The organism is Pseudomonas wadenswilerensis (assembly GCF_024749185.1).
Lineage (GTDB): Bacteria > Pseudomonadota > Gammaproteobacteria > Pseudomonadales > Pseudomonadaceae > Aquipseudomonas > Aquipseudomonas wadenswilerensis.
This window is the reverse complement of sequence record NZ_CP087191.1, coordinates 3953064-3971487: the sequence shown is the minus strand read 5'-3', so window position 1 is coordinate 3971487 and position 18424 is coordinate 3953064. Positions and strand designations below refer to the sequence as shown.

General features: G+C 61.8%; 16 protein-coding genes. 11 read left to right on the top strand and 5 right to left on the bottom strand.

Annotated features, from left to right (window positions below; genetic code table 11):
• Positions 1–396 precede the first annotated feature (396 nt).
• Positions 397–924, bottom strand: a complete 528-nt coding sequence (locus LOY45_RS18160) for a histidine kinase (protein WP_415842528.1) — start codon at positions 922–924, stop codon at positions 397–399.
• A 343-nt stretch (positions 925–1267) separates the two neighbouring features.
• Between LOY45_RS18160 and LOY45_RS18155 the strand changes: the two genes are divergently transcribed.
• Both LOY45_RS18155 and LOY45_RS18150 read left to right on the top strand, forming a co-directional pair.
• Positions 1268–2203, top strand: coding sequence for a chemotaxis protein CheV (locus LOY45_RS18155; protein ID WP_115086071.1), 936 nt, complete (start codon positions 1268–1270; stop codon positions 2201–2203).
• A gap of 40 nt (positions 2204–2243) precedes the next feature.
• Complete coding sequence (locus tag LOY45_RS18150) at positions 2244–3050, top strand: MOSC domain-containing protein (RefSeq protein WP_258578125.1); 807 nt, start codon at positions 2244–2246, stop codon at positions 3048–3050.
• Positions 3051–3286: 236 nt separating this feature from the next.
• Here the strand turns inward: LOY45_RS18150 and LOY45_RS18145 are convergent, their stop codons facing one another.
• Entirely contained in the window at positions 3287–5215 is a 1929-nt protein-coding gene (locus LOY45_RS18145) for a transglycosylase SLT domain-containing protein (protein ID WP_115086073.1), read from the bottom strand.
• 221 nt (positions 5216–5436) lie between these two features.
• On the opposite strand from LOY45_RS18145, the gene LOY45_RS18140 reads away from it, so the two are divergent.
• A complete protein-coding gene (locus LOY45_RS18140; protein WP_115086074.1) occupies positions 5437–7356 on the top strand; it encodes an ATP-binding cassette domain-containing protein in 1920 nt (639 codons plus the stop codon).
• Between the two features lie 45 nt (positions 7357–7401).
• On the opposite strand, the gene LOY45_RS18135 is transcribed toward LOY45_RS18140, so the two are convergent.
• On the bottom strand, positions 7402–7845 hold the full coding sequence (locus tag LOY45_RS18135; protein ID WP_115086075.1) for a universal stress protein: 444 nt from the start codon (positions 7843–7845) through the stop codon (positions 7402–7404).
• A 109-nt stretch (positions 7846–7954) separates the two neighbouring features.
• Between LOY45_RS18135 and LOY45_RS18130 the strand changes: the two genes are divergently transcribed.
• The 7 genes from LOY45_RS18130 (at position 7955) to LOY45_RS18100 (ending at position 16274) form a co-directional block, all read left to right on the top strand.
• The gene (locus tag LOY45_RS18130; RefSeq protein ID WP_115086076.1) at positions 7955–8392 is read left to right on the top strand and encodes a hypothetical protein; all 438 of its coding nucleotides are present in this window, start codon (positions 7955–7957) and stop codon (positions 8390–8392) included.
• Between the two features lie 483 nt (positions 8393–8875).
• Positions 8876–11023 carry a fatty acid oxidation complex subunit alpha FadB gene (gene fadB / locus LOY45_RS18125; RefSeq protein ID WP_115086077.1) on the top strand — a complete coding sequence of 716 codons (2148 nt, stop codon included), beginning with the start codon at positions 8876–8878 and terminating at the stop codon, positions 11021–11023.
• A gap of 31 nt (positions 11024–11054) precedes the next feature.
• Positions 11055–12230, top strand: coding sequence for an acetyl-CoA C-acyltransferase FadA (gene fadA, locus LOY45_RS18120; protein ID WP_115086078.1), 1176 nt, complete (start codon positions 11055–11057; stop codon positions 12228–12230).
• A 79-nt stretch (positions 12231–12309) separates the two neighbouring features.
• Positions 12310–12561 (top strand): DUF1653 domain-containing protein, encoded by a 252-nt coding sequence (locus LOY45_RS18115; protein WP_038999245.1) that lies wholly within the window; start codon positions 12310–12312, stop codon positions 12559–12561.
• A gap of 100 nt (positions 12562–12661) precedes the next feature.
• Positions 12662–15274, top strand: coding sequence for a type I DNA topoisomerase (topA, locus tag LOY45_RS18110; RefSeq protein ID WP_115086079.1), 2613 nt, complete (start codon positions 12662–12664; stop codon positions 15272–15274).
• Positions 15275–15468: 194 nt separating this feature from the next.
• Positions 15469–15990, top strand: a complete 522-nt coding sequence (locus LOY45_RS18105; RefSeq protein ID WP_233674028.1) for a DUF6586 family protein — start codon at positions 15469–15471, stop codon at positions 15988–15990.
• A 50-nt stretch (positions 15991–16040) separates the two neighbouring features.
• Positions 16041–16274, top strand: coding sequence for a hypothetical protein (locus tag LOY45_RS18100; RefSeq protein WP_115086081.1), 234 nt, complete (start codon positions 16041–16043; stop codon positions 16272–16274).
• 66 nt (positions 16275–16340) lie between these two features.
• Here the strand turns inward: LOY45_RS18100 and sulA are convergent, their stop codons facing one another.
• Both sulA and lexA read right to left on the bottom strand, forming a co-directional pair.
• Positions 16341–16835, bottom strand: a complete 495-nt coding sequence (sulA, locus tag LOY45_RS18095; protein WP_115086082.1) for an SOS-induced cell division inhibitor SulA — start codon at positions 16833–16835, stop codon at positions 16341–16343.
• A 10-nt stretch (positions 16836–16845) separates the two neighbouring features.
• On the bottom strand, positions 16846–17454 hold the full coding sequence (gene lexA, locus LOY45_RS18090; RefSeq protein ID WP_115086083.1) for a transcriptional repressor LexA: 609 nt from the start codon (positions 17452–17454) through the stop codon (positions 16846–16848).
• 230 nt (positions 17455–17684) lie between these two features.
• Here lexA and LOY45_RS18085 point away from each other — a divergent pair, with 230 nt between their 5' ends.
• Positions 17685–18398: a TetR/AcrR family transcriptional regulator gene (locus LOY45_RS18085; protein WP_115086084.1), complete on the top strand. Its 714-nt coding sequence runs from the start codon at positions 17685–17687 to the stop codon at positions 18396–18398.
• Positions 18399–18424 lie beyond the last annotated feature (26 nt).

The following is an 18424-nucleotide window of genomic DNA, read 5'->3' as shown; positions in this document are numbered from 1 at the left end:
AAAGGTCGAACTAGAGGCTTTTGTCGAATTGCCTTCAATAACGTTTAAATGTCGGCGCTGGGGTTGCGGCGATGAAAGTCTGCGCGCGGTGTCTTGGGGTTGCCGGGAGGTGTGCATGACTTCATCAGCGCGCATGGTATCACTTCAAATACAATTGGTCGCGAACTCTGATAACTGACTGAATAGCCAGATTTTACGGGCTGGTACGGCGGTTCCGATTGTCTGCAAATCTAGCACTTTGCCATCAGTTTGCGAAAATACAATCTTGTCCGATATCAATTAAGCGCAATGTTTTCTTTGGGCTAACTAGAAGCACCGGAAAATACACTAAGTTGGCCGTTAGTGTGCCGCGTCGGGGGGCGGATAATCTTCGCCAGGGCATTGTTGTTATGTCCCTTAGTTACCCTTGGCTGGCGAGGAAAGTGCACTGGATTGCGCGGTGAGTGGCGCAGTCAATGAGGGGGCAGGGTGTTCGCAGGGATACCGGGTTTCGATGCAGGAGGCGCAGGCCAGAGCGGTTGCTGGGCTCAGGGCGGTGGCCAGGGTGTCGAGCAGCTGTACCTGTTCCTCGGTGTCCAGGCTCAGGCGGCCGGTGTGCGGATCGATCAGCTCCAGTTGCCAGGCCAGCAGGGTCAGGCAGCTTTCCAGGGCCTGCAGGGCTTCGCCTTGCAGTGCTGGATGCACCTGTGCCGGCTCCAGCAGGGTTTGCAACTGCAGGCTGTAGGCGGCGACCTCGACCAGGCCAAGGGTGTGTGCCCGCGTCACCAGGGTACCCAAGGTGTCGTTCAGGCAGTGGCAGGCATCCGGATCGTTGTCGATCAGTTGCAGGTGCAGCAGGCATTCCTCTGCCTTGGTCAGCAGCACCTGTGCGTCGACCAGGAAATCCTGCAGGGCGCTGTTGTGCGGTGCGTCGTTAGCCATCATTTGGCTCCAGCGCGAAGGGCTGGAGCAGGGGCTGGCCACCATGAGGCGATAGCTGACAAAAGCCTGACTCCGTTCATGCAATGAGAATGGCGTCACATTAATGGCTTATGGATATTGCGAACATCAGGTCTCACCCGATTGTCACTAGGGGATTCCCTGATGGGGTGTCTTCGATACGACCCTTTGCGGGCGTTTGCGACAGCGGAGAGGTGAGTGCAGTAAAGCATGATGGTAAAATGACATCAATGGGCTGCAGAGCATTTTCTACAAGGGGTCAAGCTCTGCGGCAAGCGGCCGATACAGGGCCATTGGATTCATTTTTGACACACCTGGGGGCTCTTCGATGGCTGGCATTCTCGACACGGTAGACCAAAGAACGCAGCTGGTGGGCGAGAACCGCCTGGAAATCCTGATGTTCCGCCTGGCTGGCCGGCAATTGTTCGCGATCAACGTGTTCAAGGTCCAGGAAGTGCTGCAGATGCCCAAGCTGACCCTGATGCCGCAGCGTCATGCGTATGTCTGCGGCGTGGTCAACCTGCGCGGGCAGACCCTGCCGGTAATCGACCTGTCCCAGGCCATCGGCATGCGCCCGCTGGAGCCGGGCCCGGGCAGCACCATCATCGTTACCGAATACAACCGTTCGGTGCAGGCCTTCCTGGTGGGCGGCGTCGACCGCATCGTCAACATGAACTGGGAAGCCATCATGCCGCCACCGACCAGTGCCGGTCGCCAGCATTACCTGACGGCGATCAGCAAGGTCGACGAGCAACTGGTGGAAATCATCGACGTCGAGAAGGTGCTGGCGGAAATCGTCCCCTACAGCGCCAAGGTGTCGCGCGACAAGCTCGAAGACCCGGTGCTGGCACGTGCCCGAGGTCGCGAAGTGCTGTTGGTGGACGACTCCACCGTGGCCCTGGCGCAGTTGCGTGACACATTGTCGCAACTGGGGGTGAAGATGCACGTGGCCAGCGATGGCCTCAAGGCGTTGCGCATGCTCAAGGGCTGGGCCGACGCCGGCGAGGATGTCTGCGAGAAGCTGCTGATGGTCTTCACCGACGCCGAAATGCCGGAAATGGACGGCTACCGACTGACCACCGAGATCCGCAATGACCCGCGTCTGCGTGCGCTCTACGTGGTGCTGCACACCTCGCTGTCCGGCAGCTTCAACGAGTCGATGGTGAAGAAGGTTGGCTGCGACAACTTCCTCTCCAAGTTCCAGCCCGACAAGCTGGTCGATGTCGTGCGCCAACGGCTGATGCTGGATGAAGCCACGGCCTGAGTCGGTATAAGCTAGGGTTTTAACCGACACAAGGCAGGTCATGATGCGCCTGAGTGCGTTGTACCGATACCCGCTCAAATCAGCGCGCGGTGAGGCGCTGCAGACTTCCTCGCTGGACCTTCTGGGGTTGAGCGGGGACCGCCGCTGGCTGCTGGTGGAGCGTGACAATGGGCGCTTCCTGACCCAGCGCATGTACCCGCAGATGAGCCAGTTGGCGGCCTTGCACAACACCGATGGCAGCCTCACCCTGGCGGCGCCGGGTTACCCCGCATTGCACGTCGCCGTGCCGGAGCCGGATAACGACCTGCGCGGCATCAACATCTGGCGCGACAGCTTTCGCGTCCCGGATGCCGGGGACGCCGCTGCCCAGTGGCTCAGCGATTTCATCGGCAAGGACGTGCGCCTGGTGCATGTGCCCGAGCAACGCGCGCGCTATTTGCCCAGCGGTTATGGTTTGAACAGCGACCGCGTGGCGTTCGCCGATGGTTTCCCGTTGTTGCTGATCGGCCAGGCGTCGCTGGATGACCTGGTCGACAAGGTCGGGCGGCCGCTGGAGATGCTGCGCTTTCGCCCCAACCTGGTGGTGGAGGGCAGCGCGGCGTTCGCCGAGGATGGCTGGAAGCGCATCCGCATCGGCGCGGTCGAGTTCCGTGTGCTCAAGCCGTGCGAGCGCTGCATCATGACCACCATCGACCCGCAGACCGGCGAACGCAGCCCGGACCGTGAACCGCTGGCGACCTTGCGCACCTACCGGCAGAAGGAAGGGGATGTGCTGTTTGGCCAGAACCTGGTGGCGGATGGGGCAGGGGTGGTTGAGGTGGGGATGGCGGTGACGGTGCTGGAGTAGTTCGGCTGTGGACTTCTATCGCGGGGCAAGCCCGCTCCCACAGGAGTTGCACCATCCCTGAGGGCACTGCCAATCCTGTGGGAGCCGGACTTGCCGGCGATCGAGCGCGAAGCGGTCGTCATTCGGACAACGCCGAATAGGCTGGCTGGACTGACCTCATTGCTGGCAACGCCAGCTCCCACAGGTGCATGCAAATCTATTGTGGGAGCCGGCCTTGCCGGCGATGGGCTGGACGATCACTGATCGTCAAAATACCGCTCATGCCAGTCCACCAACGGCTGCGGCGAATTGAGCTTCTGCCCGTAGATCACCGAGTACGACAGTACGTTCTGCACATACTGGCGCGTCTCGTCGAACGGGATCGACTCGACCCAGACATCGAAACTCAGGTGATCGGCACCGCGCAACCACTGGCGCACCCGGCCGGGGCCGGCGTTGTAGGCGGCGGAGGCGAGCACGCGGTTGCCGTTGAACTGGCTGTGCACCTGACTCAGGTAGGCGGCGCCCAGCTGGATGTTCTTGTCCGGGTTGAACACCTGGGCAGGCGTGGCCAGCGGGATGCTGAACTTGCGTGCGGTCTCCTTGGCCGTGGCCGGCATCAGTTGCATCAGGCCGCTGGCACCGACACTTGAGCGCGCATCTTCCATGAATGCGCTTTCCTGGCGGGTAATGGCAAACACCCAGCTCGAATGCAGGCCGCGTACTTTGGCTTCACGCACCAGGGTGTCGCGGTGGGCCATCGGGAAGCGGATGTCCAGGTCGTCCCAGTACTTGGCCTGGCTGATGGTCCGAATGGCCGGGAAATACCAACGCATGTCGTAGGCCAGCTTGGCCTGGGCGACCATCTCGTCACGGTTGAAATGACGGCTGACGTGGTACCACTCGCGACGCCCGTCGACGATCTGGCCGCGGGCGTGGAATTCCAGCGCGCGCTTGATCCCCGGGGTGTTGCGCACTTTGTTGACGAGCTGCTGGCTCAGCACCAGCGGCTTGTTGTTCAGCTGGTAAGGGGTTTGCGAGCGGTCGGCGGCGAGGAAGCCGTAGAAGTCGCGCTCGCGAGCCACGGTTTTGTACAGTAGCGGGATTTGCGGGTTCTTCGGCTGCGCAAGCTCCAGGCTGCGCGCCTGCCAGTAGCGCCAGCGGTTGCTGGTAGCGAGGTCTTGCGGCAGGCGCTTGGTCAGCTCATAGGCATCTTCCCAGCGGCCCAGGCGCAGCAGCAGGCGCAGGCGCCATTCGGTGACGGTGTTGTCACGCAGCTCCGGGTCGTAGCGGGTCATCAGGTCCAGCGCCCGCGGGTCGTAGCGACGCGCCAGGGTCAGGCCGATTTCGCGGGCGATGGCGACTTTCTCGTCGCGGGAGAAATGCATGCGGTTGGCGTAATCGTCAAGCAGGCTCATGGCCCGCTCCGGGTCCTGGCGGGCCAGGCGGCGCAGGCCGAGGCTGACCACGTCGGACATCGCCTCGTTGACCGGGGTGAAGCGTCCGGGCTGGTTGAGCAGTTCGGGCTTCTGCGCCACGTCGATCAGCAGGCGGCCCTGGGGTGCCAGGGTGTTGAGGCTTTTGACCAGGGTGTTGGCCAGCGCATAGTTGCGGGTTTGCGCAGCCAGCTTGGCGCGCTCCCAGCGTTTTTGCTCGGTCAGCTGGCCTTCGCCAGCCCAGCGATCGAACAGCGCATCGCAGGCTGCCGGTTGCGACTTGCCGACCAGCCAGAGTTTTTCTGCGCTGGCATAGCCTTCGGCGCGCTGGCCATGGCTGAGCTGGTACTGACCATTAAGGCAGTCCAGTTCGGTGAAGTTCAGTTTTGGATCGTAGTACTTGGTGAAGGGCGCCCAGTCACCGCGCTCGGCCAGCCAGCGCAACCAGCGCAGCTTCATCCAGTTGGCCTGGGGCAGGTCGCCGTGGGCGGCGAGGAACTTCTCGATTTCGTCGTTACTGGCGGTTTTCAGCCGGGCGGTCAGTTCGTCGTAGGCCAGGTAGGGCGTTAACGGATAGTCGCGCAGGGCATCGGCATAACGCAGGTACGGACCCTTGTCGCCTTTGGCCAGGGCACGTTTGGCTTCATCGTAATATTGACGTTGCTGGGTGATGTCGGTGGCCTGGGCTACACCCACCGCCGAGGCAGTGAGAAGCAGGCTGGATACTAGGCGGAACAGGCGGCTGCGCATGAGACTTCCGGGCAGTTTGACCATGAAAAGTGACGGCGAAGCCAGCACTGTTGGAGTTGCATTGCCTTAGCTTAGCCGGTTGCAACAGGCGGATGAAAGCATTGTGCTTGTATCTGGTTGTAAAGAAGCGGCCTGTCGTCGGAAGGTGCCGTAGGGCGCGCTGCTTAATGTGAAGCCGGCTCAAGTCGGGTAGAATGCGCGCCCGGTTTTTGGAGAAGATCATGACCCTGCTCAAATTAAGCGATGTGTCCCTTGCGTTCGGCGCCACGCCGTTGTTGGACAAGGTGTCCTGGCAGATCGCCCGTGGTGAGCGGGTGTGCATCATCGGCCGCAACGGCACTGGCAAGTCGAGCATGCTGCGCCTGGTCAAGGGCGATCAGAAGCCTGATGAAGGCGACGTCTGGCGTGCCCCGGGCCTGAAGATTGGCGAGCTGCCGCAAGAATTGCCGGTGGCCGACGGCCGTACCGTGTTCGACGTGGTGGCCGAAGGCCTCGACGGCGTCGGCGCCTTGCTGGCCGAATACCACCACCTGAGCCAGAACATCCATACCGATGCCGACCTGGAAAAGCTCATGCACGTCCAGCACGACCTCGAGTCGCGCGATGGCTGGCGCCTGCAGCAACTGGTCGACAGCACCCTGAGCCGCTTGCAGTTGCCGGCCGACAAGACCCTGGCCGAGCTCTCCGGTGGCTGGCGCCGCCGCGTGCTGCTGGCCCAGGCGCTGGTGTCCGAGCCCGACCTGCTGCTGCTCGATGAACCGACCAACCACCTGGACATCGGCGCCATTGCCTGGCTTGAAGATGCCCTCAGCGGGTTTGGCGGCGCCGTGCTGTTCATCACCCACGACCGTTCCTTCCTGCAGAACCTGGCCACACGCATCCTCGAACTGGACCGCGGCGGCCTGATCGACTGGAACGGCGACTACGCCAGCTTCCTGGTGCACAAGGAAGCAGCGCTGGCGGCCGAAGAAACCGCCAACGCCCTGTTCGACAAGAAGCTGGCCCAGGAAGAAGTGTGGATCCGCCAGGGCATCAAGGCCCGGCGTACCCGTAACGAAGGCCGCGTGCGTGCCCTCAAGGCCCTGCGCGTCGAGCGCAGCGAACGCCGCGAGCGCCAGGGCAAGGCCAACATCATGCTCGATGTCGCGGAGAAATCCGGCAAGCAGGTGATGGTCCTGGAAAACGTCAGCTTCAATCATCCGGGCGGCCCGCAGCTGGTCAAGGACTTCTCCATGGTCCTGCAGCGCGAAGACCGCATCGGCCTGCTCGGCGCCAACGGTACCGGCAAGACCACTTTGCTCAAGCTGATGCTCGGTGATCTTGAGCCCACCAGCGGCAAGGTCGAGTCCGGCACGCGCCTGGAAGTGGCCTATTTCGACCAGCTGCGCCATCAGCTGGACCTGGAAAAAACCGTGATCGACAACTTGGCCGAAGGTCGCGACTTCATCGACATCGATGGCCAGAGCCGTCACGTGCTGAGCTACCTGGGTGACTTCCTGTTCAGCCCGCAGCGCGCCCGGACCCCGGTCAAGGCCCTGTCCGGTGGCGAGCGTGCGCGCCTGTTGCTGGCCAAGCTGTTCAGCAAGCCGGCCAACCTGCTGGTGCTCGACGAACCGACCAACGACCTCGACGTCGAGACCCTCGAGCTGCTCGAAGAAGTGCTGTCGGCGTTCAAGGGTACCGTGCTGATGGTCAGCCACGACCGGGCCTTCCTCGACAACGTGGTGACCAGCACCCTGGTGTTCGAAGGCGAGGGCAAGGTGCGCGAGTACGTCGGTGGTTACCAGGACTGGATCCGCCAGGGCGGTTCGCCGAAGTTGCTCGGTGTAACCGAGAGCAAGTCGGGCAAGTCCGAGCTCAACACCGCTGTGGTCGAGGCCGTGGCGCCTGCGCCGGTAGCGGCAGCAGCGGCTGAAGCACCGAAGAAAAAACTCAGCTACAAGCTGCAGCGCGAACTGGAAACCTTGCCGGGCCAGATCGACGCACTGGAGCAGAAGATGGCGGCGGTGCAGGAAGAGATTTCTGCCCCGGCCTTCTATCAGCGCCCGATCGAGCAAACCAGTGCCGTCCTGGCAAGCCTGGAGAAAATGCAGGCTGAACTGGATGTGCTGGTCGAGCGCTGGGCTGAGCTCGACAGCTGAAGGGCTGGGCCCGGCGCATGAATCTGCGCCGGGCCCGCCAGGGTTTTACTCGGCTTTTTTCTGCAGGCGTACCGCGAGCACATCGCAGGGTGCGCCATGCAGCACGTCGTTGGCGGTAGAGCCCAGCAACAGGGCCAGGCCGTGGCGGCCATGGCTGCCGACCACGATCAGGTCGCACTTCTGGTCCTTGGCCAACTGGTGGATTTCCTGGCGCGGCTGGCCGTAGGTCAGGTGCGAATCGCCGCGGTTGATTTCCGGGTACTTGTTGAACAGGCGTTCCATGCGCTCCTTGGCCTGGTCGAACTGTTGCTGTTGCAGCTGGGACAGGTCCATCGGCACGTCGCCGCCAAAGGCCATGGCCATGGGCTCGACAATGTGTACCAGGGATACCTTGGTACCGGCAGGCGTGGCCAGTTCACGGGCGCGCTTGATGACCGGGTCGCATTCTTCGGTCAGGTCGACGGCAACCAGTATGTGTTCGTAGGGCATGAGAAGCTCTCCTGACAGTCGCGATAGTTAAAGTATGGTCGGTTTCAGGCTGATCGCTTCGAACCCCGGCTAACCAGCTCATTTGCAAAGCTTTATGGGAACAACAGATATGACGGTCTGGGTAGTGGTGTCAATCCTTGCGCTGATTCTCAGCCCCCTGGCCTGGCTGCGTCCTTCGCGCAAGCAGAGCGGCCAGATGGCCCTGCGCATGGAAGCCCGGCGCATGGGCCTGGCCATGCAGCTGGCGCCCCAGGAGTGGCCGCACTGGCTGCCCAAGGAGCCGCCAAGCCCCTGTGCACAGTACCTGCGGCCGCGGCGCCAGGGCCGTAGCGACAGCTGGTGCTACTGGCAGACCACCCCCGGTGTGTGGCTCAATCAGTGGCGCGAGCCCTGCACCGATGCGGTGCATGCCGAGCAGTTGGCGCGCTTGCCGGAGAGCGTCTACAAGGTCGAGGCGGGCCCGCAGATGGTTGCCCTGTACTGGGGTGAGCGGGGCGAAGCGGCTGTATTGCAGGATATTGCCGCGGTGCTCAAGGCCCTGGCCTGATCGCTATCAATAAAAAGCCCGATTCGCAGATCGGGCGGACAGGCCAGGCAGGCCGGCGTAATACTTCATCCCTCCCAGTGTAGCCATCGCGCAGCTATCTGCTGCAAATCTCCTCGCCGATTTCGCGTTGAACGAAGATCGACGCGTGTAAGCCATTGACCACTATCGCGTCACTGAATGGCGCGCCATCACCTGCGCGGCGGTTTGCCACCCTGTCAGCAAAAAATGACCGGAAAGTCGCGTTTTCACGCAGCTTTTGGGTATTTGACAACGGCGATCTTTTCGTTGAATGTGTGCATACCCAAATCAAACGGGCGTATGAATTGAGCGTTTGTATTGTCAGACGGCTCTTACAGAATCCCGACTATCGCGCTGGCGGGTGTGCCTGGAGCAAGGGTTCGGCAGCAACGGCCAAAGGCCGGCCGGCTCTTGCATCAGCGATCGGCGTGTACAGTTCAGCTTCCATATCGTGGAGATCAGTTGATGATTTACGAAGGTAAAGCCATCACGGTTAAGGCTCTTGAAAGCGGCATCGTCGAACTGAAGTTCGACCTCAAGGGTGAGTCCGTCAACAAGTTCAACCGTCTTACCCTGAACGAATTGCGTCAGGCTGTAGACACCATCAAAGCCGACGCATCGATCAAGGGCGTGATTGTCAGCAGTGGCAAGGACGTGTTCATCGTCGGCGCGGACATCACCGAGTTTGTCGATAACTTCAAGCTGCCCGAGGCCGAACTGGTCGCCGGCAACCTGGAAGCCAACCGGATTTTCAGCGATTTCGAAGACCTGGCCGTGCCGACCGTTGCCGCGATCAATGGCATCGCCCTGGGTGGCGGTCTGGAAATGTGCCTGGCTGCGGACTACCGCGTCATGGCCAGCAGCGCCAAGATCGGCCTGCCGGAAGTCAAACTGGGCATCTACCCGGGCTTTGGCGGTACCGTGCGCCTGCCGCGCATCATCGGTGCCGACAACGCTATCGAGTGGATTGCCGCCGGCAAGGAAAACCGTGCTGAAGACGCGCTGAAAGTCGGCGCCGTCGATGCCGTGGTTGTTCCTGAGCTGCTGCAGGCTGCGGCCCTGGACCTGATCAAGCGCGCCATCAGCGGCGAGCTCGACCACAAGGCCAAGCGCCAGCCAAAACTGGAAAAGATCAAGCTCAACGCCATCGAGCAGATGATGTCGTTCGAAACCGCCAAGGGTTTCGTCGCCGGTCAGGCTGGCCCGAACTACCCGGCGCCGGTCGAAGCGATCAAGAGCATCCAGAAGGCCGCCAACTTCGGTCGTGACAAGGCCCTGGAAGTCGAAGCCGCCGGCTTCGCCAAACTGGCCAAGACCTCGGTTGCCGAGAGCCTGATCGGCCTGTTCCTCAACGACCAGGAGCTCAAGCGCAAGGCCAAGGCCCACGACGAAATCGCTCACGACGTGAAGCAGGCCGCCGTGCTCGGCGCCGGCATCATGGGGGGTGGTATTGCCTACCAGTCGGCGGTCAAGGGCACCCCGATCCTGATGAAGGACATCAACGAAGCCGCCATCCAGCTGGGCCTGAACGAGGCTTCCAAGCTGCTCGGCAAGCGCGTTGAGAAGGGCCGCCTGACCCCGGCGAAAATGGCCGAAGCGCTGAATGCGATTCGCCCGACCCTGTCCTACGGCGACTTCGGCAATGTCGACATCGTTGTCGAAGCCGTGGTCGAGAACCCGAAGGTCAAGCAGGCGGTGCTGGCTGAAGTGGAAGGCCAGGTGAAGGAAGGCGCGATCCTGGCTTCCAACACCTCGACCATCTCCATCAACCTGCTGGCCAAGGCGCTCAAGCGTCCGGAAAACTTCGTCGGCATGCACTTCTTCAACCCGGTGCACATGATGCCGCTGGTCGAAGTCATCCGTGGCGAGAAGTCCAGCGAAGTGGCCGTCGCCACCACCGTGGCCTACGCCAAGAAGATGGGCAAGAACCCGATCGTGGTCAACGACTGCCCGGGCTTCCTGGTAAACCGTGTACTGTTCCCGTACTTCGGCGGTTTCGCCAAGCTGGTCAGCGCCGGTGTCGACTTCGTGCGCATCGACAAGATCATGGAAAAATTCGGCTGGCCGATGGGCCCGGCCTACCTGATGGATGTGGTCGGCATCGACACCGGCCACCACGGCCGTGACGTCATGGCCGAAGGCTTCCCGGACCGCATGAAGGATGACCGTCGCTCGGCCATCGACGTGCTCTACGAAGCCAAGCGCCTGGGCCAGAAGAACGGCAAGGGCTTCTATGCCTACGAGACCGACAAGCGCGGCAAGCCGAAGAAAGTCGCTGACGCGGCAGTCCTCGAAGTGCTCAAGCCGATCGTCTACGAGCAGCGTGAAGTCAGCGACGAAGACATCATCAACTGGATGATGATCCCGCTGTGCCTGGAAACCGTTCGTTGCCTGGAAGACGGCATCGTCGACACCGCCGCCGAAGCCGACATGGGCCTGGTCTACGGTATCGGTTTCCCTCCCTTCCGTGGCGGCGCGCTGCGTTACATCGACTCGATCGGTGTAGCCGAATTCGTTGCCCTGGCCGACAAATACGCCGATCTGGGTCCGCTGTATCACCCCACCGCGAAGCTGCGTGAAATGGCCAAAAATGGCCAGAGCTTCTTCGGTTAAGCGCCCAACGATATAGAGCGAGAGTGAATATATGAGCCTGAATCCAAGAGACGTGGTGATTGTCGACTTCGGTCGCACCCCGATGGGCCGCTCCAAGGGTGGCATGCATCGCAATACCCGCGCCGAAGACATGTCCGCGCACCTGATCAGCAAGGTGCTGGAACGCAACACCAAGGTCGACCCGAACGAAGTCGAGGACGTCATCTGGGGCTGCGTCAACCAGACCCTGGAGCAGGGCTGGAACATCGCCCGCATGGCATCCCTGATGACCCAGATCCCGCACACCGCCGCCGGCCAGACCGTCAGCCGTCTGTGCGGCTCGTCGATGAGCGCGCTGCACACCGCCGCGCAGGCGATCATGACCGGCAACGGTGATGTCTTCGTCGTTGGCGGTGTCGAGCACATGGGCCACGTCAGCATGATGCACGGTGTCGATCCGAACCCGCACATGTCGCTGTACGCCGCCAAGGCCTCGGGCATGATGGGCCTGACTGCCGAAATGCTCGGCAAGATGCACGGCATCAGCCGTGAGCAGCAGGACCTGTTCGGCGTGCGTTCGCACCGGCTCGCCCACAAGGCGACGGTCGAAGGCAAGTTCAAGGATGAAATCATCCCGATGCAGGGCTACGACGAGAACGGTTTCCTCAAGGTCTTCGACTACGACGAAACCATTCGCCCGGACACCACCCTGGAAAGCCTGGCTGCCCTCAAGCCTGCTTTCAACCCCAAAGGTGGTACCGTGACTGCCGGTACTTCGTCGCAGATCACCGACGGTGCCTCGTGCATGATCGTCATGTCGGCCCAGCGTGCCCAGGACCTCGGTATCCAGCCTCTGGCGGTGATCCGTTCCATGGCCGTGGCCGGTGTCGACCCGGCAATCATGGGCTACGGTCCGGTGCCGGCGACCCAGAAAGCGCTCAAGCGTGCGGGCCTGTCTATCGCCGATATCGACTTCTTCGAGCTCAACGAAGCCTTCGCCGCACAGGCCCTGCCAGTGCTGAAGGATCTGAAAGTGCTCGACAAGATGGATGAGAAGGTTAACCTGCACGGCGGCGCCATCGCCCTGGGCCATCCTTTCGGTTGCTCCGGTGCGCGGATTTCCGGCACTCTGCTCAACGTCATGAAGCAGAATGGCGGGACCTTCGGCGTTTCGACCATGTGCGTCGGCCTGGGCCAAGGCATCACCACCGTCTTCGAACGCGTTTAACCGTTCGCTGGATGGAAACCGGGGCCTGGTGCCCCGGTTTTTGTTTTTGCAGGAATTTTTTTTCAAGAGGGTGAGCAACATGCAGATACAACCAGGCGTATACCGGCATTACAAGGGGCCTGAGTATCGTGTGTTCGGCGCCGCGCGCCATTCCGAAACCGAGGAATGGGTGGTGTTCTACCAGGCCTTGTACGGTGAATTCGGCCTTTGGGTGCGACCGCTTTCGATGTTTCTCGAGTCGGTCGAGGTTGACGGCGAGCAAGTGCCGCGCTTTGCTTTGGTCAAGGCTGAAACCGGGCTGATTTCCGGGTCCGAAGCCAAGGGTGGCTAAAGCCCCGCGCTTGACCTCACTCTGTTGCCACTATATATAGCGGTGCCGCGTCAGGTACCTGCCGTGTTTTTATTTTCAGTATTCAGGAATTTTCCGATCCATGGGCAAATCGCTGGTCATTGTGGAATCCCCGGCTAAGGCCAAGACCATCAACAAGTACCTGGGCAGCCAGTACGTGGTGAAGTCGAGTATCGGCCATATCCGAGACCTGCCCACCAGCGGTTCGGCCAGCGCCAGCAAGGAGCCTGCCGCCAAGCGCGGCAAGGCCGCCGCGGGCGAGGCGCCGGCCCTGTCGCCGAAAGAGAAGGCGCGCAAGCAGCTGGTCGCGCGCATGGGTGTCGACCCTGACCACGGCTGGAAAGCCAAGTACGAGATTCTCCCGGGCAAGGAGAAGGTCATCGACGAGCTGCGTCGCCTGGCCAAGGATGCCGACACCATCTATCTCGCAACCGACTTGGATCGCGAGGGGGAAGCCATTGCCTGGCACCTGCGCGAAGCCATCGGTGGTGACGACAGCCGCTACAAGCGCGTGGTGTTCAACGAAATCACCAAGAAAGCTATCCAGGAAGCGTTCTCGCAGCCTGGCGAGCTGGATATCGACCGGGTCAACGCCCAGCAGGCACGACGCTTCCTCGATCGCGTGGTGGGCTACATGGTCTCGCCACTGCTGTGGGCCAAGATCGCCCGTGGCCTGTCCGCCGGCCGCGTGCAGTCGGTAGCGGTGAAGCTGGTGGTCGAGCGTGAGCGCGAGATCCGTGCCTTCATCCCCGAGGAATACTGGGAAGTGCACGCCGACCTGGGCACTGCCAAGGACGCCAAGGTGCGTTTCGAGGTGGCCCGCGAGAACGGCGAAGCCTTCAAGCCGCTGAATGAAGCCCAGGCCATGGCAGCGCTGGCGCAGCTCAAGTCGTCCAGCTACACCGTGGCCAAGCGTGAAGACCGCCCGACCAGCAGCAAGCCGTCGGCGCCGTTCATCACCTCGACCCTGCAGCAGGCCGCGAGCAACCGCCTGGGCTTCGGCGTAAAGAAAACCATGATGATGGCCCAGCGTCTGTACGAAGCCGGCTACATCACCTACATGCGTACCGACTCGACCAACCTCTCGGTCGATGCGGTAGAAATGGCCCGCAGCTACATCGAAACCGAGTTCGGCAAGAAGTACCTGCCCGAAGCGCCGATCGTCTACGGCAGCAAAGAGGGTGCCCAGGAAGCACACGAAGCGATTCGTCCATCCGACGTCAACACCCATCCGACCAAGCTCAGCGGCATGGAGCGCGATGCCGAGCGTCTGTACGAGCTGATCTGGCGTCAATTCCTGGCCTGCCAGATGCCACCGGCGCAGTACCTGTCGACCACCGTCAGCGTCACCGCAGGCAACTTCGAGCTGCGTGCCAAGGGCCGTATCCTCAAGTTCGACGGTTACACCCGCGTGCTGCCGCAACAGAGCAAGCCGGGCGATGACGATGTGCTGCCGGAAATGAACCAGGGCGAAGTGCTCAAGCTGATCCAGATCGACCCAAGCCAGCATTTCACCAAGCCACCAGCGCGTTACTCCGAAGCCAGCCTGGTCAAGGAGATGGAAAAACGCGGTATCGGTCGTCCTTCGACTTATGCTGCGATCATCTCGACCATTCAGGATCGCGGTTATGTGACCCTGCACAACCGCCGCTTCTACTCCGAGAAGATGGGCGACATCGTCACCGAGCGCCTGTCCGAGAGCTTCTCCAACCTGATGGACTACGGCTTCACTGCCGGCATGGAAGAGAACCTCGATGACGTGGCCCAGGGCGAACGCGACTGGAAAAACGTGCTGGACGAGTTCTATGGCGACTTCAGCAACAAGCTGAAGCTGGCCGAAGACGGCGAGAAGGGCATGCGTGCCAACCAGCCGACCCTGACCAACATTGCCTGCAAGGAATGTGGCCGGCCGATGATGATCCGCACCGCCTCCACCGGCGTGTTCCTTGGCTGTTCGGGCTACAGCCTGCCGCCCAAAGAGCGCTGCAAGGCCACCGTCAACCTGGTCCCGGGCGATGAAATCGCGGCCGACGACGAGGGTGAATCGGAATCGCGGGTGCTGCTCAACAAGCACCGTTGCCCGATCTGCTCGACAGCCATGGATGCTTACCTGCTCGACGAGAAGCGCAAGCTGCACATCTGCGGTAACAACCCGGACTGCACCGGCTATGAAATCGAAGAGGGCAACTACCGCATCAAGGGCTATGAAGGGCCGAGCCTGGAATGCGACAAGTGCGGTAGCGAGATGCAGCTCAAGACCGGCCGTTTCGGCAAGTTCTTCGGTTGCACCAACGCCGAGTGCAAGAACACCCGCAAGCTGCTCAAGAGCGGCGAGGCGGCGCCGCCGAAGATGGATGCGGTGAAGATGCCGGAGCTCAAGTGCGAGAAAGTCAACGACACCTACGTGTTGCGTGACGGCGCTTCGGGGTTGTTCCTGGCTGCCAGTCAGTTCCCGAAAAACCGCGAGACCCGCGCACCGCTGGTGATCGAGATCATCCCGCACAAGGACGAGATCGATCCGAAGTACCACTTCCTCTGCGAAGCGCCGAAGAAAGACCCGGACGGTCGCCCGGCGGTGATCCGCTACAGCCGCAAGACCAAGGAGCAGTACGTGCAGACCGAGGTTGATGGCAAGCCGACTGGCTGGCGTGCGTTCTACGACGGCAATGCCTGGAAGGTCGAAGACAAGCGCTGATCGAGCTTGGGGCCGCTGTTCGCGGCCCATCGCCGGCAAGGCCGGCTCCCACAGGGAGTGCAATCGCCGCCGACTCTGTGGGAGCCGGCCTTGCCGGCGATCGACCGCAAAGCGGTCGCCACCTAGACTTGCAGTAGGGCGGGGCAATCCGTGACACTCACAGACCGCCTTGCAGCCTTTCGGAGGGCACCCAGATGGCCCAGGAACTCTACACCCGCACCAACCAGAAGATTTTCTTCGCAGGCCTGGCCCTCGAAGCCCTTGGCAAGGCGCAGGAGAGCCGGGCCATGAATGCCCAGGCGCTGATCCAGGCCGAGCGTGAATCGGCGCTGTTCCACCTCTACGGCGCGCTGTTGGGCTTATGTCACGAGATTGCCGGGTTTTACCGCTTACCCCAGGCGGGCGCTCCCCGTGCCGAGCTGCTGCTCACCCGCGAAGTCCTTGAAGCCATCGCCATCCCGGAAATGGCCGAACTGGTGGAACTGGCCGAACAACGCGAAACCTGGCTGGCGCAACTGCTCAGCGCTTATGCCGATTTGTTCCGACCGCCGGTCGCGAAAAAAGCGCCAAAAACCGACGTTACCCAGCCGCTGATCCAGGCGGTGAGCCTCGATGAACCCGAGGCGCCAGCGCTGTCGCGTGAAGAGCTGGAAAGCTGGCGGCAGAATCTCAAGGGCCTCACGGTTCGTTTTCGTGAAGGCTTGAGTGAGTGCTGATTGGGGCGGTGGCTGGTACAATGCCGGCCTTTCGTGGAGAACAGCCCTTTATGCCAACGTCCTTTCTAGAAATTGTCGAGTTGCCTGATGGCCGGATCGAGCTGCGCCGCGCCGAGGACGAGGGTTCGTTGGTAACCCTGGATTTCTCCGAGGACGCCAAAGCCTTTTTGCAAGGTCAGCACGTGGAAGTGGCCAAGGCCATGCTCAGTGTTGGCGTGCAGATGGCTGGCAAGCTGGTAGAAGGCGAGATCGATCGCGATGAAGGGCCGCGAGTCCTGCACTGATCGCCTGTGCGGCTTCCTCGTCCTGAGGAAGCCTGGCGAAATCAACTGTTGAAACAGACCTGAGTATCAGCCGAGGCGGATGTTCAGGCTTTGTGCGTCTCCGGCGCGAGCTGCATTGCTCAGTTGCTGGCGGGCGCTGCTGCTGACGGTGTTGAGCCAGCTGACCACGGTGTGGCTACGGCCCAGGCGCAGGGCGTCGCAGGCCAGTTGCAGTGCGCTCTGGTTGCCGCGTGGTTGCAGCAGCAGGATGCGCTCACGGTTCAGGCCGGCCTCGCGCAGCCAGGCCTGGGTCAGGCTGGCGGGTGGGGCGATCAGGGTTAGCCAGCGGGCGTCATGTTCTTCGCTCAACTCGCTCAGTTCACGCAGCATCGGGGCCAGCAGGCTCTGGCAGCTACCCAGTGCGCCACGCAAAGACAGCTCGCTGAAAACCTGGGCCGCGCCGGGGTGGGGCGCAGGCTTGGCGTTTTTCAGTCCGGGCAGCACCGGCTGGGCCAGGAATGCTTCGAACAGTGGCAATTGTGCTTGCAGCGGTACGTTCTGTGACGCAGGGGGAAACTGCATGATGCCTCCTTTACCGGCGTATGACGCCGACACTCAAGCCCTCGATCACCAGCTCCTGGTCTTTCAGGTTGACTTCGATGGGGGCGAATTCGGGGTTCTCGGCAATCAGCCAGACCTTGCTGCCTTCGCGCTTGAAGCGCTTGACCGTGACTTCATCGCCAATGCGGGCAACGACGATCTGGCCGTTACGGGCTTCGCGGCAGGTGTGTACGGCCAGCAGGTCGCCGTCGACGATGCCGACGTCCTTCATGCTCATGCCGTGAACGCGCAGCAGGTAGTCGGCGCGGGGGTTGAAGAACGCCGGGTTGATGTTGCAGGATTCTTCGATGTGTTGCTGGGCGAGGATCGGCGCACCGGCTGCCACCCGGCCGATGATCGGCAGGCCGCTGTCGTCGGGCTTGGCTTCGAAGCCGGGGATGCGAATGCCCCGTGACGCCCCCGGGGTCATTTCGATCGCACCCTTGCGGGCCAGGGCCTTGAGGTGTTCCTCGGCGGCGTTGGGCGACTTGAAGCCCAGTTCCTGGGCGATTTCCGCGCGGGTCGGCGGGAAGCCGTTGTCTTCCAGGCAGCGTTTGATAAAAGCCAGAATCTCAGCTTGGCGTGGCGTCAGTTTTAGCATGTCGATCGCTCTGTCTTTTTATACAGTGACTGGGATTATATACAGTGGGTGGCAAGCTGCAAGCGCCAAGCTTCAAGAAACGGCGCATGGGCGCTCCTGCAGCTTGCAGCTTGTGGCTTGCAGCTATGGTTTAATACGTGACCGCATGGCCGCAAAACGGCTGCACGGACTTGACAAAACACCGCTTTGAAACGTATGTTTCAAACAAGTGTTTGTCAGGCGGAGTAGTCATGGCCCAGTCGGAAACCGTAGAACGCATTCTCGATGCTGCCGAGCAGCTGTTCGCGGAAAAAGGTTTTGCCGAAACCTCATTACGGCTGATCACCAGCAAGGCCGGCGTCAACCTGGCTGCGGTGAACTACCACTTCGGTTCGAAGAAGGCCCTTATTCAGGCGGTCTTCTCGCGCTTCCTCGGGCCTTTCTGCGCGAGCCTTGAGCGCGAGCTGGAGCGCCGCCAGGCGCGCCCCGAACAAAAGCCCACCCTTGAAGAGCTGCTGGAGATGCTGGTTGAGCAGGCGCTGGTGGTGCAGCCACGCAGCGGCAATGACCTGTCGATCTTCATGCGCCTGCTGGGCCTGGCCTTCAGCCAGAGCCAGGGCCACCTGCGGCGTTACCTTGAAGACATGTACGGCAAGGTGTTCCGCCGCTACATGCTGCTGGTCAACGAAGCCGCACCGCGTATTCCGCCGATCGAGTTGTTCTGGCGCGTGCATTTCATGCTCGGCGCCGCGGCGTTCAGCATGTCCGGGATCAAGGCGTTGCGCGCCATTGCCGAAACCGATTTCGGCATCAATACCTCGATCGAACAGGTCATGCGCCTGATGGTGCCGTTCCTGGCCGCCGGCATGCGCGCCGACAGTGGCGTCACCGACGAGGCCATGGCTGCCGCACAACTGCGCCCACGCAGCAAGTCCGGCAGCACCCCGGTCGCCGCCAAGGCCTGACGTCACGGCTGGGCGCGGCGAGCCGC

Bases quoted from the DNA above. Each gene is read 5' to 3' on its own strand.
- LOY45_RS18160 (WP_415842528.1), bottom strand. From the start codon at position 924: ATGATGGCTAACGACGCACCGCACAACAGCGCCCTGCAGGATTTCCTG.
- LOY45_RS18155 (WP_115086071.1), top strand. From the start codon at position 1,268: ATGGCTGGCATTCTCGACACGGTAGACCAAAGAACGCAGCTGGTGGGC.
- LOY45_RS18150 (WP_258578125.1), top strand. From the start codon at position 2,244: ATGATGCGCCTGAGTGCGTTGTACCGATACCCGCTCAAATCAGCGCGC.
- LOY45_RS18145 (WP_115086073.1), bottom strand. From the start codon at position 5,215: ATGCGCAGCCGCCTGTTCCGCCTAGTATCCAGCCTGCTTCTCACTGCC.
- LOY45_RS18140 (WP_115086074.1), top strand. From the start codon at position 5,437: ATGACCCTGCTCAAATTAAGCGATGTGTCCCTTGCGTTCGGCGCCACG.
- LOY45_RS18135 (WP_115086075.1), bottom strand. From the start codon at position 7,845: ATGCCCTACGAACACATACTGGTTGCCGTCGACCTGACCGAAGAATGC.
- LOY45_RS18130 (WP_115086076.1), top strand. From the start codon at position 7,955: ATGACGGTCTGGGTAGTGGTGTCAATCCTTGCGCTGATTCTCAGCCCC.
- fadB (WP_115086077.1), top strand. From the start codon at position 8,876: ATGATTTACGAAGGTAAAGCCATCACGGTTAAGGCTCTTGAAAGCGGC.
- fadA (WP_115086078.1), top strand. From the start codon at position 11,055: ATGAGCCTGAATCCAAGAGACGTGGTGATTGTCGACTTCGGTCGCACC.
- LOY45_RS18115 (WP_038999245.1), top strand. From the start codon at position 12,310: ATGCAGATACAACCAGGCGTATACCGGCATTACAAGGGGCCTGAGTAT.
- topA (WP_115086079.1), top strand. From the start codon at position 12,662: ATGGGCAAATCGCTGGTCATTGTGGAATCCCCGGCTAAGGCCAAGACC.
- LOY45_RS18105 (WP_233674028.1), top strand. From the start codon at position 15,469: ATGGCCCAGGAACTCTACACCCGCACCAACCAGAAGATTTTCTTCGCA.
- LOY45_RS18100 (WP_115086081.1), top strand. From the start codon at position 16,041: ATGCCAACGTCCTTTCTAGAAATTGTCGAGTTGCCTGATGGCCGGATC.
- sulA (WP_115086082.1), bottom strand. From the start codon at position 16,835: ATGCAGTTTCCCCCTGCGTCACAGAACGTACCGCTGCAAGCACAATTG.
- lexA (WP_115086083.1), bottom strand. From the start codon at position 17,454: ATGCTAAAACTGACGCCACGCCAAGCTGAGATTCTGGCTTTTATCAAA.
- LOY45_RS18085 (WP_115086084.1), top strand. From the start codon at position 17,685: ATGGCCCAGTCGGAAACCGTAGAACGCATTCTCGATGCTGCCGAGCAG.